Raw genomic sequence first — 13223 nt, 5'->3', positions numbered from 1 at the left:
CCCGCCCCCCGGGGCGGCGGGGTTTTTTTTTCTGGGGGTGGCGGCCCCGGTTTGGCTTTTGTTTTTCGCCCTCCCCCGCTTACCCCCCGCGCCGGGGGGGCGCGGGGCCCCGGCCCCCGCCCCCCCCACGGGGTGGAACGTCATATGTATCGATTGACATCCCGGGGCGGGGGCCCTGGGATCAGGCCTCGGCTGACGCTTCGGCCGGGGTCTCGGTGGACTCGGTGGACTCGGCCTCAGTGGGCGCGCCCTCGGTGATGTCACCGTCGGCTTCGGCCTCTTCGGCAGCGTTCTGCGAGCGACCCGGGTTGGCCTTCGCGTCCGCCTTGCGAGCCGCCTGAGCCTCACGGGCCTCGGCCATCGCCTCGGTCTTCTTCTTGTGCGGACCGAGAACCATGATCATGTTTCGGCCGTCCTGCTTCGGGTTCGACTCGATGAACCCGAGATCCTCGACGTCCGTGGCGAGACGCTGGAGCAGTCGGTAGCCGAGTTCCGGCCGGGACTGCTCGCGACCACGGAACATGATCGTGATCTTGACCTTGTCGCCCTGCTTGAGGAACCGAACGACGTGACCCTTTTTGGTGTCGTAGTCGTGCGGGTCGATCTTCGGCCGGAGCTTCATTTCCTTGATGACCGTGTGCGCCTGGTTCTTGCGCGCCTCACGGGCCTTCATGGCCGACTCGTACTTGAACTTGCCGTAGTCCATGAGCTTGCAGACGGGCGGGGGGGGGGGCGCGGCCCCCCGGCACCCGGCGCACGCCGTCCCGCGAACCGCCCCACGGGCCGCCTCGCGCGACAGCGCCGACCTCGGCCCCCGACAGCCCCACAACCCCCACAGCGCACCCACGACCGGAAGGAGAGGGAGCATGAGCCGTACCGTCATCCGGGGTGGTCTCGTCATCACCGCGTCCGACGAGATCCACGCCGACGTCCTGATCGAGGACGGCCGGATCGCCGCCCTCGCCGCGACGGGCACGCCCGCGGCCGAGTCGTGGACGGCCGAGCGCGCCCTGGACGCCACCGGCAAGTACGTGATCCCGGGCGGCGTCGACGCCCACACCCACATGGAGCTGCCGTTCGGCGGCACCTTCGCCTCCGACACCTTCGAGACCGGCACCCGGGCCGCCGCCTGGGGCGGCACCACCACCATCATCGACTTCGCCGTCCAGAGCGTCGGCCGGTCCCTGCGCGAGGGTCTCGACGCCTGGAACGCCAAGGCGGACGGCAACTGCGCCATCGACTACGGCTTCCACATGATCGTCTCCGACGTGAACCAGGAGACGCTCAAGGAGATGGACCTGCTGGTCGAGGAGGGCGTCACCTCCTTCAAGCAGTTCATGGCCTACCCGGGCGTCTTCTACAGCGACGACGGCCAGATCCTGCGCGCCATGCAGCGCTCCGCCGAGAACGGCGGCCTGATCATGATGCACGCCGAGAACGGCATCGCGATCGACGTCCTCGTCGAACAGGCGCTGGCCCGGGGCGAGACCGACCCGCGCTTCCACGGGGAGGTGCGCAAGGCGCTGCTGGAGGCCGAGGCCACCCACCGCGCGATCAAGCTCGCCCAGGTCGCGGGCGCTCCGCTGTACGTCGTGCACGTCTCGGCGACCGAGGCCGTCGCCGAGATCACCCGAGCGCGCGACGAGGGCCTGAACGTCTTCGGCGAGACCTGCCCCCAGTACCTGTTCCTGTCGACCGACAACCTCGCGGAGCCGGACTTCGAGGGCGCGAAGTACGTGTGCAGCACGCCCCTTCGACCCAAGGAGCACCAGGCGGCCCTGTGGCGCGGCCTGCGCACCAACGACCTCCAGGTCGTCTCGACGGACCACTGCCCGTTCTGCTTCACCGGCCAGAAGGAACTCGGCCGCGGCGACTTCTCGAAGATCCCCAACGGGCTTCCGGGCGTCGAGAACCGCATGGACCTGCTCCACCAGGCGGTCGTCGACGGGCACATCTCCCGCCGCCGCTGGATCGAGATCGCCTGCGCCACACCGGCCCGGATGTTCGGCCTGTACCCGAAGAAGGGGACCATCGCGCCCGGCGCCGACGCCGACATCGTCATCTACGACCCGCACGCCGAGCAGGTCATGTCGGTCGAGACCCACCACATGAACGTCGACTACTCGGCGTACGAGGGCAAGCGCGTCACCGGACGGGTCGAGACGGTGCTCTCGCGCGGCGAAATGGTCATCACCGACCGGGAGTTCACCGGGCGGGCGGGCCACGGCGTCTACACCCCCCGTTCCACCTGTCAGTACCTTCTCTGAGCGACCAGGAGTGGCGCCATGGACTTCGGACTCGTCCTGCAGACAGATCCCCCGGCCTCCCGTGTCATCGACCTGATGAAGCGGGCCGAGGCCAACGGCTTCACGTACGGCTGGACCTTCGACTCGGCCGTGCTCTGGCAGGAACCCTTTGTGATCTACAGTCAGATTCTCGCCAACACCGAGAAGCTGACGGTCGGCCCGATGGTCACCAACCCGGGCACCCGCACGTGGGAGGTCACCGCCTCCACCTTCGCGACACTCAACGACATGTACGGCAACCGCACGGTGTGCGGCATCGGGCGCGGCGACTCCGCGATGCGTGTCGCCGGACGCAAGCCCAACACGCTGGCCCGGATCAGCGACGCGATGAAGGTCATCCGCGCCCTCGCCCGGGGCGACGAGGCCGACCTCGGCGGCACGGTCGTCAAGTTCCCCTGGGTGAGCCCGGGTGCCGAACTGCCGGTCTGGATGGCCGCGTACGGCCCGAAGGCGCTGAAGATGACCGGCGAGGAGGCCGACGGCTTCATCCTCCAGCTCGCCGACCTCTACCTCACCGAGTACATGGTCAAGGCCGTGAAGGAAGCGGCGGCGAGCGCCGGGCGCGACCCCGCCGAGGTGAAGATCTGCGTCGCCGCGCCCGCGTACATCACCGAGGACGACTCGGCCGGCGCGCTCGCCCACGCGCGGGAGCAGTGCCGCTGGTTCGGCGGCATGGTGGGCAACCACGTGGCCGACCTCGTCTCCAAGTACGGCGAGCACTCGGCGGCCGTACCCGACGAACTCACGGACTACATCAAGGCCCGTGAGGGCTACGACTACTCCCACCACGGACGGGCCGACAACCCCGACACCGCGTTCGTGCCCGACGAGATCGTCGACCGGTTCTGTCTGATCGGACCCGCCGAGCGGCACATCGAGAAACTGAACGCGCTGCGCGCGCTGGGCGTCGACCAGTTCGCGGTCTACGACATGCACGACGCCCAGGAAGCCACGATCGACGCGTACGGAGCGTGGGTCATCCCCGGCATCAACGGGCAGTAACCGAAGGTCATCCCCTCATTCTCCCCTTCCCGCCGTCCCGGGAAGGGGATCAGGGCGCTCTGTGCGCACCCCCCGAGTCCGTCCCCCGCACGGCCTTTCCCGTCACTCCTCATTGATTGGCCTGCTCATGACAGAAATAGTCTCCCCGGGTGTCCCGCCCGCCGGACAAGTCACGCTCCCCGACGGCCGGGTGGAGATCGCGCCCGACGCCCCCGCGCCCACCGGTCCCTACGCCAACGACGACCTGCTGCCGGTTCCGGTCGAGAGGCGCACCTGGACCACGTACAACTTCTCGGCCCTGTGGGTCGGCATGGCCCACAACACCGCTTCCTGGACGCTGGCTTCGGGTCTGATAGCCGTCGGCATGGACTGGAAGCAGGCCGTCCTCACCATCGCGCTCGCCAACCTGATCGTGCTGGTCCCGATGCTGCTCACCGGGCACGCGGGGCCGAAGTACGGCATCCCCTTCCCCGTCTTCGCCCGTGCCTCCTTCGGGGTCCGCGGGGCCAACCTCCCCGCTGTCGTACGGGCGTTGGTCGCGTGCGGCTGGTTCGGCATCCAGACCTGGATCGGCGGCGAGGCGATCTACTTCCTCGCGGGCAAGCTCTTCGGTGACGGCTGGGCCAACGCCTCCGAGATCGGCGGCCACGCCTGGACCATGTGGCTGTCGTTCGCGATCTTCTGGGCGCTCCAGGTCGCCATCATCTACCGGGGGATGGAGACGATCCGCCGGTTCGAGAACTGGGCCGCGCCGTTCGTGCTCGTCGGCGCCGGCGTGATGCTGTGGTGGATGAGCGACAAGGCGGGCGGCTTCGGCCCCCTGCTCGACCAGCCGTCGAAGCTCGGCTGGGGCGGAGACTTCTGGAAGCTGTTCTGGCCCTCACTCATGGGCATGATCGGGTTCTGGTCGACCCTGTCGCTGAACATCCCGGACTTCACCCGGTACGGCAGGAGCCAGAAGGCGCAGACCTGGGGGCAGGCGCTCGGGCTTCCCACCACCATGACGCTCTTCGCGTTCCTGTCCGTCATGGTCACCTCGGGTTCGCAGGCCGTGTACGGCAAGGCGATCTGGGACCCGGTCCAGCTGGCCGCCAAGACGGACAACGTCGTCGGTATCCTCTTCGCACTGGTCACCGTGCTGGTCGCGACCCTGTCCGTGAACATCGCGGCCAACCTGGTCTCCCCGGCCTTCGACTTCTCCAACATCGCACCCCGGAAGATCAATTTCCGCGCCGGCGCGCTCGCCACCTGTGTCCTGGGCGTGCTGATCTTCCCGTGGAAGCTGTACTCCGACCCGCAGGGCTACATCTTCACCTGGCTCGGGCTGGTCGGTGGTCTGCTGGGGACGGTCGCCGGCATCCTCATCGCCGACTACTGGATCCTGCGCCGCACCCGGCTCGACCTCGCCGACCTGTATCGCACGGGCGGCCGGTACTGGTACGACGGCGGCTGGAACTGGCGGGCCGTGGTCGCCTTCGTCACCGGCGGCGTCCTGGCCGTCGGCGGCGCGGACTTCCACCCGCTGATCGACGGACGGCCCGTCCCGGCACTGGCGTCGCTCGCCGACTACGGATGGGCGGTCGGCCTCGGCACCTCGATGGTGCTGTACCTGGTCCTGATGCTGGCGCGCGGAAAGGACGCCGTCGCGGACTGACCGTGAACCGGCCGCGGTCCGCATGGCTCCCGCGGACCGGCCGCGGCGACCGGAGGACGGTCAGCTCTTCTGGCTCTGGCCGTCCTTCAGCGCCGCCACCGCTTCCTTGGCCGCCTTGATGGCGCCCTTGTTGATCTCGTCGGTGCCGGGAGCCTTCTTGGTCTCGAAGTCGCTGCCGTTGTAGGTGACGACCACCAGGGCGTTGGACGCCCGGATGATCACCACGCCCTCACGGGTCTCCTGCTTGTCCTCGGTGCTGAGATTGACCACGGAGTAGGCGGAGTCGCCGACACCGGGCACCGCACCGCCGCCGCTCTTGTCGGCGACACGATCCTTGTAGGCCTTCTCCGCCGCCGCGTTCGAGTCCTTGATCTCGTACGAGACGTCGAGCCAGCGGTAGTCGAAGTCCTTCAGGGCGTTCCACGAGCAGGTGCGGCGCACGGCCTTGTCGGTCGACGCGATCTCCTGGCCGGCCGTCTTGGCGCCGGGCACCAGGGACTTGATCGTCGCGACCTGGACGCCGCCGCAGGGGGCGGGTGACGCGCTGAACGTCTTGACGGCAGCCGAGGCCGAAGGGGCCGACGACGAGTCGGGTGTCTGTTTTTGCGTCGATTTGTCCTCGGCGTTGGGGGTCGCTTCGGACGGGCCGGTCGCCAGGGCCCAGCCCGCGGAGGCGAGTAGAGCGACAGGCAGCAGGCGCGCGGCGAGCGCGAGCGGCAGAGGAAGAGAACCCAAAGCGCACTTCTCGTGGGGGATGGTGCGGAGGAGTCCGCACTGCGGACGGGACGCCAGTGTCACATGAGACGTCGTGGTGCGGAAGGGCCGACCGGCGTCATGCCCGTGTGATGACGGTGACTCACCTTGGCGTTGATTGACTGATGCTGAGGCAAGATGTCTGTTTTGTTCGACCTGATGATCGCCGTCTTCTTCATGTCGAGTCGCGTGACGCTCGGTCCGTACCCGGATCCAGGAGTGTCGGGCGGTGTGTCCCGACCGTGCGACGGTGCGGCCGCCCGGCCGTGACCTGTCTCCAACTGGCCCTGCTCTCAGGCGAGTCGGGCCCCGGTGCGCGCGCGAGGGCAGGCGGAGCGATGCCCTCCACGGAGCATTCGTGCCATGATCGGCCCATGATCGCGACGAACCGGCGCCGCGTCGGCGCGGCGGCCCCCGCCGGAGCGGCGGCCCGGTCCGAAGTCCCCACCGTCTCCTTACCCGCGCGCGGCACTCCGTCCCGTGCCGCCGTCCTCCGGGAGAAGTGGGCGCGCCCGGTCCTGCTCCTCTGTCTGATCGCGACGGCCACCACGGGCTGCGGTCTGTCCGCAGAGATCGACCGTGAGCGCGACCCCGGGCGGACCTCCGTACCGGACCCCGTCCCGAGCGTCGTCGGGACCGACGCCGCCCACCTCCCGGACCCGTCCGGAACCCCCGGTGACTCTCTCGTCATCGAGCTGCCCGGGCCCGACACCGTGCCGACGCCGCAGGGCCCCTGCCCGTCGTCCGGCCTGCGCCTCGAAAGCGGTCCCGTCGACGCGGCCATGGGCCTGCGCGGGATGACCCTGACCCTCACCGTCTGCGGCAGGCACTCGTACCAGGTGAACGGCCGCCCGGCCGTTCTCCACGTCCTCGACCGGGACGGCGCCCCGATCACGGGTGTGCGCGCCGTGGCGGGGACGGACAAGGTGCCCATGGCGCCCGCCGACCCGGGTCCCGAGCCCTTCACGCTCCACCCGGGCGAGAGTGCGCGGGCCTCCCTGTACTGGCGGATGGCGGCCGAGGACGGCGTGTCTCTGCGGGTCGCACCGCAGCAGGGACAGCCGGCCGTCACCCTCCGGCTGCCCGACCCCCTCGACATCGGTCCCGAGAACACCCTGGGGACCACGGCCTGGGCGCCCGTGCCCTGATCACCCGCCCGCCCTGCCGTCCGGGCAGCGGCGGATGCCATAGTCGGGACCGAGGCCGATCGCTCCGTACCGTGAGGTGGCAGGCATGTTCACGACCCGACCCACCCTCCAGGGCACCTTCGGGATGGTGTCCTCCACCCACTGGCTCGCCTCGCAGTCCGCGATGGCCGTCCTGGAGGACGGCGGCAACGCCTACGACGCCGCCGTCGCGGCCGGTTTCGTCCTGCACGTCGTGGAACCCCACCTCAACGGACCCGCGGGCGAGGTCCCGATCATCCTGGCCCCCGCGGACGGACCCGTGCGGGTGCTGTGCGGGCAGGGCGTCGCGCCCGCGGGAGCGACGATCGCCCACTACAGGAGCCTCGGTCTGGAACTCGTACCCGGCACCGGTCCGCTCGCCGCCGCCGTGCCGGGCGCGTTCGACGCCTGGATGCTGCTGCTCCGCGACCACGGCACCAAACCGCTCGCCGACGTCCTGAAGTACGCCATCGGATACGCCGAGGACGGGCACGCCCCCGTGGAACGCGTCGGCGAGACGGTGGACGCCGTACGCGCGCTCTTCGAGACGGAGTGGACCTCCTCGGCCGAGGTGTACCTGCCCGGCGGCCGGTCACCGCGCCCCGGAGAACTGTTCCGCAACCCGGCCCTCGCCGCGACGTGGCGACGGCTGCTCGACGAGGTCTCCGGCGCGGGGGACCGGGTGGCCGAGATCGACGCGGCACGGGAGGTGTGGCGCTCCGGATTCATCGCCGAGGCCCTGGTCCGGCAGGCCCGGCGGCCCGCCATGGACACCAGCGGCGAGCGGCACGCCGGGACTCTGACGGCCGCCGACCTGGCCGGCTGGTCCGCGACGTACGAGGCCCCGGCGACGTACGACTGGCGCGGATGGACCCTGTGCAAGGCGGGCCCCTGGAGCCAGGGCCCGGTCCTGCTCCAGCAACTCGCCCTGCTCCCGCCCGACCTGCCCCGCGACGGTTCCGCCGAGTACGTTCACCTGCTCGTCGAGGGCTGCAAGCTCGCCATGGCCGACCGGGAGGCCTGGTACGGCGACGCGGCCGAGGTGCCGCTCGGCGAACTGCTGTCGGAGTCCTACAACGCGGCCCGCCGGGCACTCGTCGGGGACAAGGCGTCGCACGAACTGCGTCCCGGCAGTCCGGGCGGCCGCGAACCGCGGCTGAGCGGGCACGCGCGCGTGGTGGCCGCCGACGAGCCGGGCTTCGACGCGCTCGCGGTACCGGGCGCCGGTGAGCCCACCATGGCCCGTGCGGCGGCGGAACCGGAGGTGGCACCCGACGGCGGCACCCGGGGCGACACCTGCCACCTGGATGTCGTCGACCGCTGGGGCAACATGGTCGCCGCCACGCCCAGCGGCGGCTGGCTCCAGTCCAACCCGGTCGTCCCGGAACTCGGCTTTCCGCTCGGCACCCGGCTCCAGATGGCCTGGCTGGAGGAGGGGCTGCCCAACTCGCTGACCCCGGGCCGCCGGCCGCGCACCACCCTGACGCCCTCCCTGGCACTGCGCGACGGCGTGCCCGTCCTGGCGTTCGGCACCCCCGGCGGCGACCAGCAGGACCAGTGGCAGACGCACTTCTTCCTGTCCGTGGCGCTGCGCCCCGAGGTGCGAGGCGGACTCGATCTCCAGGGCGCGATCGACGCCCCGAACTGGCACAACGACAGCTTTCCCGGCTCCTTCTACCCGCGCGGCATGCGTCCGGGCAGCCTCACCGTCGAATCGGGCACGGACGAGGAGGTCGTCGGGGAACTGCGCCGCCGGGGCCATGACGTCACGGTCGCGGAGGCCTGGTCCGAGGGGCGGCTGTGCGCGGTGGCCCGCGATCCCCGGACCGGGATCCTGTCGGCGGCGGCCAACGCGCGGGGGATGCAGGGATACGCGGTCGGCCGCTGAGGCCCCTCCCGCGCTGGGCGCGACGACCGTCGTGATGATCGCTCCGCCCCGGGAATTCATGGTGATTCCACCTGGAGTACCCCGGAGGGGTGAGGATTGTCAGTGCGGCGTGCTGTCATGGAGCCATGATCGAAGACATCGAAACCATCGACGAGTTTCTCGCGCACCGCGCGGCCGACGTGGAAGACGCCATCCGCAAGGCCGCCGCCGCGGAGATCATGCCCAGGTTCCGGCAGCTCTCCGCGGACGAGATCGACCAGAAGTCCGGCCCGCACGACCTCGTGACGGACGCCGACCGCCTGGCCGAGAAGTACCTCACCGAGGCACTGACCGCACTGCTGCCCGGCTCGGTCGTGGTCGGCGAGGAGGCGGTGCACGCCGACCCCACGACCTACGAGGCGATCGGGGGCACGGCGCCGGTCTGGATCGTCGACCCCGTCGACGGCACCCGGCAGTTCGTGCACGGCGACCCCGGGTTCTGCACCCTGGTCGCGCTCGTGCTGGACGGCGTGGTGCACGCCTCCTGGACGTACGCGCCCGCGCGCGGAGAATTCGCCACCGCGATCCGAGGGCGAGGAGCCGTGCTCGACGGCGTGCCGCTGCGCTCCGGATCGCCCGAGCCGGGCCGCGACCTCGACATAGCGACCTCGCACCCGGACTACACCACGGACGAGCAGAAGCGCGCCCTCCTCGGACTGTGGACCGAGGGTGTCGCCCCGCGCCCGTGCGGTTCGGCGGGCCTGGAGTATCTGGCCATAGCCCGCGGCGAGTTGGACGCGGTGGCATTCAGCTGGGAGGCGGCTTGGGATCATGCCGCGGGGCTCCTCCTGGTCGAGGAGGCGGGCGGCGCCCATCTGACGCTCGGTGGCGAGCCGTTCCGTGTCACCGGGGGCAACGCGCTGCCGTTCACGGCGGCCCGGGACGAGGCCACGGTCCGCCGGGTGACCGCCCTGCTGACGGCACAGCCGGAGTGGGTGGCGGCCCGCGCCTGAGCGGAGCCCCACGGCCGGGCCCTAGCGGGAGCCCCACGGCCCGCGCTTGAGCGCGAGCTCCACGGCCGCGCTCGCGCGGGAGCTCCACGGCCCGCGTGGGTCCGGTTCCCTCGCGGCGGCCGGCGTACGGCGCACGGTGATTCGGCCCAACGCCCCGTGCCGTCAAGGCTGTCAGTCCTCCGGCATATCCTGATGCTCAGTGGCCGTCGGCTGACAAAGGAGTCCGAAGGTGCCGTCGATGCTCGATGCGGTCGTGGTGGGTGCGGGGCCGAACGGACTGACGGCTGCCGTGGAGCTGGCCCGCCGGGGTCTCTCCGTGGCCGTGTTCGAGGCCCGCGACACGGTGGGCGGGGGATCGCGCACCGAGGAGCTGACCCTGCCCGGATTCCGGCACGATCCGTGTGCGGCGGCGCATCCGCTCGGTATCAATTCACCCGCCTTCCGCGCGATGCCCCTGGAGCGGTACGGCCTGGAGTGGCTGCACGCGCAGCTCCCCATGGCGCACCCGTTCCCGGACGGCTCGGCGGCGGTGCTCGCGCGGTCCGTGGCCGAGACGGCGGCCTCCTTCGGACCGCGGGACGCGGGCGCCTACCGCAGGCTCGTCACGCCGTTCCTGAGCAAGTGGGACACCCTGGCGCACGACTTCATGTCGCTCCCGCTGACCGCGCTGCCCCGGGACCCCCTCACCCTCGCCCGCTTCGGCCTGGCCGGGCTGCCGCCGTCGACCTGGCTGATGCGCCGCTTCCGCGACGAGCGGGCCAGAGCCCTGTTCGCCGGTCTGGTGGCGCACGTCATCGCGCCGCTGGAGGGAATCGGCACGGGCGCCGTCGGCCTGGTCTTCGCGCTCGCCGCGCACGCCCGGGGATGGCCCGTCGCGCGCGGCGGCTCCCAGTCGATCGCGGACGCGCTCACCGCCTATCTGAAGGACCTCGGCGGCACGGTCCACACCGACTACGAGGTCAAGCGCCTGGACGACCTGCCGCCCGCGCGGGCGTACGTCTTCGACACCTCACCCAAGGCCCTGGCCCGCATCGCCGGCTTCGGGCGGTACTACGAGGGCTATCGGTACGGAGCGGGCGCTTTCAAGATCGACTACGCGCTGGACGGGCCCGTGCCCTGGACCGCCGAGCAGGCCCGCGTCGCCGGGACGGTCCAGGTCGGGGCGAGCCGGGCGGAGATCGGCACCGCGCTGCGGGCGGCCTCGCGCGAGGGCCGGGCGCCCGACGTGCCGTTCCTGATCACGGTGCAGCCGAGCGTCGTGGACCCCTCCCGCGCCCCCGAGGGCAAGCAGGTCTTCTGGGCCTACGGCCACGTCCCGAACGGCTGGACCGGAGACCTCACCGACGCGATCGAGCGCCAGCTCGAGCGGTTCGCGCCGGGATTCCGCGACCGCGTCCTGGCCCGCGCGACCGCCGGACCGCCCGTCCTCGCCGCCCGCAACGCCAACTACGTGGGCGGTGACATCGCCTGCGGCGCCGCCTCCGGACTCCAGCTCATGCTGCGCCCCAGACTGTCCCTGTCCCCGTACAGCACCCCGCACCCCGCCGTCTTCCTGTGCTCCTCGGCCACCCCGCCCGGTCCCGGAGTGCACGGGATGTCGGGGCACAACGCGGCGAAGGCCGTCTGGAGGAGGCTGAGAGAGTCATGACCACGATCACGCTGGTGCAGGGCGACATCACCCGGCAGAGCGTCGACGCCGTCGTCAACGCGGCCAACTCCTCGCTGCTCGGCGGCGGGGGCGTCGACGGAGCCATCCACCGCCGCGGCGGTCCGGCCATCCTCGCCGAGTGCCGCGAGCTGCGGGCCGGTCACTACGGCAAGGGTCTGCGGACCGGCCGGGCGGTCGCCACGACCGCGGGCGACCTCGACGCCCGCTGGGTGATCCACACCGTGGGCCCCCGCTACTCCCAGGAGGACGACCGCTCGGAGCTGCTGGCGTCCTGCTACCGGGAGTCGCTGAAGGCCGCCGACGAGCTCGGAGCCCGTACGGTCGCCTTCCCCGCCGTCTCCGCGGGCATCTACGGCTGGCCGATGGACGACGCGGCGCGCATCGCGGTGGAGACCGTCCGGGCCGCCGAGACCGATGTCGAGGAGGTCCGCTTCGTACTCTTCGACAAGCGGGCGTACGACGCGTTCGCCGGACAGCTGTGATGAGGCGCCGGACGCGGACTCCGGACTCTGAGGGCCAGGGCCAGGGCCAGGGCCGGGGCTGAGGGGACCGGGGGCGCCGGGTTCTGGGTTCTCCCCGCGGGCACCGGGGCTGGTCGCTTGTGCGGCCGAAGTGCTCCTGAGCACCGTTCGAGGCGCCGGGCCTGCCGCGTCCGGCGGGCTGGTGGGCGGCGTCATGCGTGCGGGCCGGTGGTACGGCCCGGTCACAGGGGCAGTTCGACCACCAGCGGCCGGTGGTCAGAGACGGGGGTGCTCGGCGCGTGCGCTCCGGTGGCCGCGCCCGCCGCGATCCCGCCGGCCAGCACATGGTCGAGCTGGACGAGGGGACGGTGGGCCGGATAGGTGGGTGTACGGGCCAGATCCCGCCAGCCGCGCGGCGGCGGCGGAGTGCCACCGGGCCCCCTCCGGCTGCCGCGGACCGGTCCGGCGGGGCCGAGGACCGTCCGCGGAAGCGCGCCGGGCAGATTGAAGTCGCCGAGAAGCACCCGGGGTCCGGGCAGGTCGGCGATCCAGGCGCGGACGGCGAGCAATTGGAGCACGTTCCAGCCGGGCACGAACGACAGATGCAGCGCCACCACGGTGAACGGCCCCCGGCTCCCCTCCAGTACGGCGGCCAGCGCGGCCCGCGGCTGGTCCCTGGACACGGTGAGTCCCCGGCGTCCGGGCGTCCGCAGCGGCATGGGGACCGGTGCCGGTGCCAGCCGGCGTGCTCTCCAGTGCCGTACGGGCAGCCGGGACAGCAGGGCGATGCCGTGCGAGGGGACACCGTCGCCCGCCTCGGCCTCGCGCGGCCCGTACACCCGCAGACCGGGTACGGACGGTTCAGGGACCCAGCCGCCGCCCGCCTTCGCCATGCCGTGGAAGGCGGACGCGTAACGCCAGTGCGGCGCGCCCGACCCCGCGGCCGCGGCGGACGCCTGGTCCACCCCGCCCGAGCGCTCCTGCAGCCGGTCCACTTCCTGCAGCGCCACCACGTCGGCGTCCAGTGACGCGACGGCCTCCACGAGCGGCAGCTCCGGGCCGCCCGCGGTCCGGACGGACACGGGTCTGCCGTCCACCAGCGTCCGTCCGTGCAGCACGTTGAACGTCGCGAACCGCACCCGCCCGGAGCGCGGGGCGCCCGGGACAGCCGCCTCGGAAGATGTCATGACCGCGACCGTACCCGCAGGCGCCGCCGAACGGTGGCCGGTCCTTCCGGCGGGGCGGGCGCCGTCCGGCGGTGGCGCGGCTCAACGGCGGGGCCCGGGGGTGTGCGCGCCCGCCCGGGGCGGGGGGGGGGGAGCCCCCCCCGCC

General features: G+C 71.8%; 11 protein-coding genes. 8 read left to right on the top strand and 3 right to left on the bottom strand.

Annotated elements, in window-relative coordinates:
* Positions 1–181: 181 nt before the first annotated feature.
* Positions 182–901 carry a translation initiation factor IF-3 gene (gene infC, locus ACFXGX_RS28875; protein WP_384796478.1) on the bottom strand — a complete coding sequence of 240 codons (720 nt, stop codon included), beginning with the start codon at positions 899–901 and terminating at the stop codon, positions 182–184.
* Here infC and hydA point away from each other — a divergent pair.
* The 3 genes from hydA to ACFXGX_RS28860 all read left to right on the top strand — a co-directional run bounded on the left by hydA (position 867) and on the right by ACFXGX_RS28860 (position 4962).
* Complete coding sequence (gene hydA, locus ACFXGX_RS28870) at positions 867–2267, top strand: dihydropyrimidinase (RefSeq protein ID WP_384796476.1); 1401 nt, start codon at positions 867–869, stop codon at positions 2265–2267. The genes infC and hydA overlap by 35 nt on opposite strands.
* Before the next feature lie 18 nt (positions 2268–2285).
* Positions 2286–3308: a TIGR03842 family LLM class F420-dependent oxidoreductase gene (locus ACFXGX_RS28865; RefSeq protein WP_384796474.1), complete on the top strand. Its 1023-nt coding sequence runs from the start codon at positions 2286–2288 to the stop codon at positions 3306–3308.
* Between the two features lie 127 nt (positions 3309–3435).
* Complete coding sequence (locus ACFXGX_RS28860; RefSeq protein WP_384796472.1) at positions 3436–4962, top strand: NCS1 family nucleobase:cation symporter-1; 1527 nt, start codon at positions 3436–3438, stop codon at positions 4960–4962.
* A gap of 60 nt (positions 4963–5022) precedes the next feature.
* Here ACFXGX_RS28860 and ACFXGX_RS28855 read toward each other — a convergent pair whose 3' ends face one another.
* Complete coding sequence (locus tag ACFXGX_RS28855; protein ID WP_384796470.1) at positions 5023–5697, bottom strand: hypothetical protein; 675 nt, start codon at positions 5695–5697, stop codon at positions 5023–5025.
* A gap of 392 nt (positions 5698–6089) precedes the next feature.
* Here ACFXGX_RS28855 and ACFXGX_RS28850 point away from each other — a divergent pair, with 392 nt between their 5' ends.
* The 5 genes from ACFXGX_RS28850 (at position 6090) to ACFXGX_RS28830 (ending at position 11912) form a co-directional block, all read left to right on the top strand.
* The gene (locus ACFXGX_RS28850; RefSeq protein ID WP_384796468.1) at positions 6090–6863 is read left to right on the top strand and encodes a DUF4232 domain-containing protein; all 774 of its coding nucleotides are present in this window, start codon (positions 6090–6092) and stop codon (positions 6861–6863) included.
* A gap of 85 nt (positions 6864–6948) precedes the next feature.
* Entirely contained in the window at positions 6949–8769 is a 1821-nt protein-coding gene (locus ACFXGX_RS28845) for a gamma-glutamyltransferase family protein (RefSeq protein WP_384796466.1), read from the top strand.
* 125 nt (positions 8770–8894) lie between these two features.
* Positions 8895–9761, top strand: a complete 867-nt coding sequence (locus ACFXGX_RS28840; protein WP_384796464.1) for an inositol monophosphatase family protein — start codon at positions 8895–8897, stop codon at positions 9759–9761.
* A gap of 238 nt (positions 9762–9999) precedes the next feature.
* Entirely contained in the window at positions 10000–11409 is a 1410-nt protein-coding gene (locus ACFXGX_RS28835) for a phytoene desaturase family protein (RefSeq protein ID WP_384796462.1), read from the top strand.
* Positions 11406–11912, top strand: coding sequence for an O-acetyl-ADP-ribose deacetylase (locus tag ACFXGX_RS28830; RefSeq protein WP_384796460.1), 507 nt, complete (start codon positions 11406–11408; stop codon positions 11910–11912). Before ACFXGX_RS28835 ends, ACFXGX_RS28830 begins: the two co-directional genes overlap by 4 nt.
* A 221-nt stretch (positions 11913–12133) precedes the next feature.
* Here the strand turns inward: ACFXGX_RS28830 and ACFXGX_RS28825 are convergent, their stop codons facing one another.
* On the bottom strand, positions 12134–13078 hold the full coding sequence (locus ACFXGX_RS28825) for an endonuclease/exonuclease/phosphatase family protein (RefSeq protein WP_384796458.1): 945 nt from the start codon (positions 13076–13078) through the stop codon (positions 12134–12136).
* Between the last annotated feature and the right edge of the window lie 145 nt (positions 13079–13223).

This window comes from Streptomyces sp. NPDC059371 (assembly GCF_042751995.1).
Taxonomy (GTDB): domain Bacteria; phylum Actinomycetota; class Actinomycetes; order Streptomycetales; family Streptomycetaceae; genus Streptomyces.
Note: the sequence above shows the minus strand (reverse complement) of the source record. Positions and strands in the feature narration are given on the sequence as shown.

Bases quoted from the DNA above. Each gene is read 5' to 3' on its own strand.
- ACFXGX_RS28825 (WP_384796458.1), bottom strand. From the start codon at position 13,078: ATGACATCTTCCGAGGCGGCTGTCCCGGGCGCCCCGCGCTCCGGGCGG.
- infC (WP_384796478.1), bottom strand. From the start codon at position 901: ATGACGAGACCACCCCGGATGACGGTACGGCTCATGCTCCCTCTCCTT.
- ACFXGX_RS28830 (WP_384796460.1), top strand. From the start codon at position 11,406: ATGACCACGATCACGCTGGTGCAGGGCGACATCACCCGGCAGAGCGTC.
- ACFXGX_RS28850 (WP_384796468.1), top strand. From the start codon at position 6,090: ATGATCGCGACGAACCGGCGCCGCGTCGGCGCGGCGGCCCCCGCCGGA.
- ACFXGX_RS28835 (WP_384796462.1), top strand. From the start codon at position 10,000: ATGCTCGATGCGGTCGTGGTGGGTGCGGGGCCGAACGGACTGACGGCT.
- ACFXGX_RS28845 (WP_384796466.1), top strand. From the start codon at position 6,949: ATGTTCACGACCCGACCCACCCTCCAGGGCACCTTCGGGATGGTGTCC.
- hydA (WP_384796476.1), top strand. From the start codon at position 867: ATGAGCCGTACCGTCATCCGGGGTGGTCTCGTCATCACCGCGTCCGAC.
- ACFXGX_RS28840 (WP_384796464.1), top strand. From the start codon at position 8,895: ATGATCGAAGACATCGAAACCATCGACGAGTTTCTCGCGCACCGCGCG.
- ACFXGX_RS28860 (WP_384796472.1), top strand. From the start codon at position 3,436: ATGACAGAAATAGTCTCCCCGGGTGTCCCGCCCGCCGGACAAGTCACG.
- ACFXGX_RS28865 (WP_384796474.1), top strand. From the start codon at position 2,286: ATGGACTTCGGACTCGTCCTGCAGACAGATCCCCCGGCCTCCCGTGTC.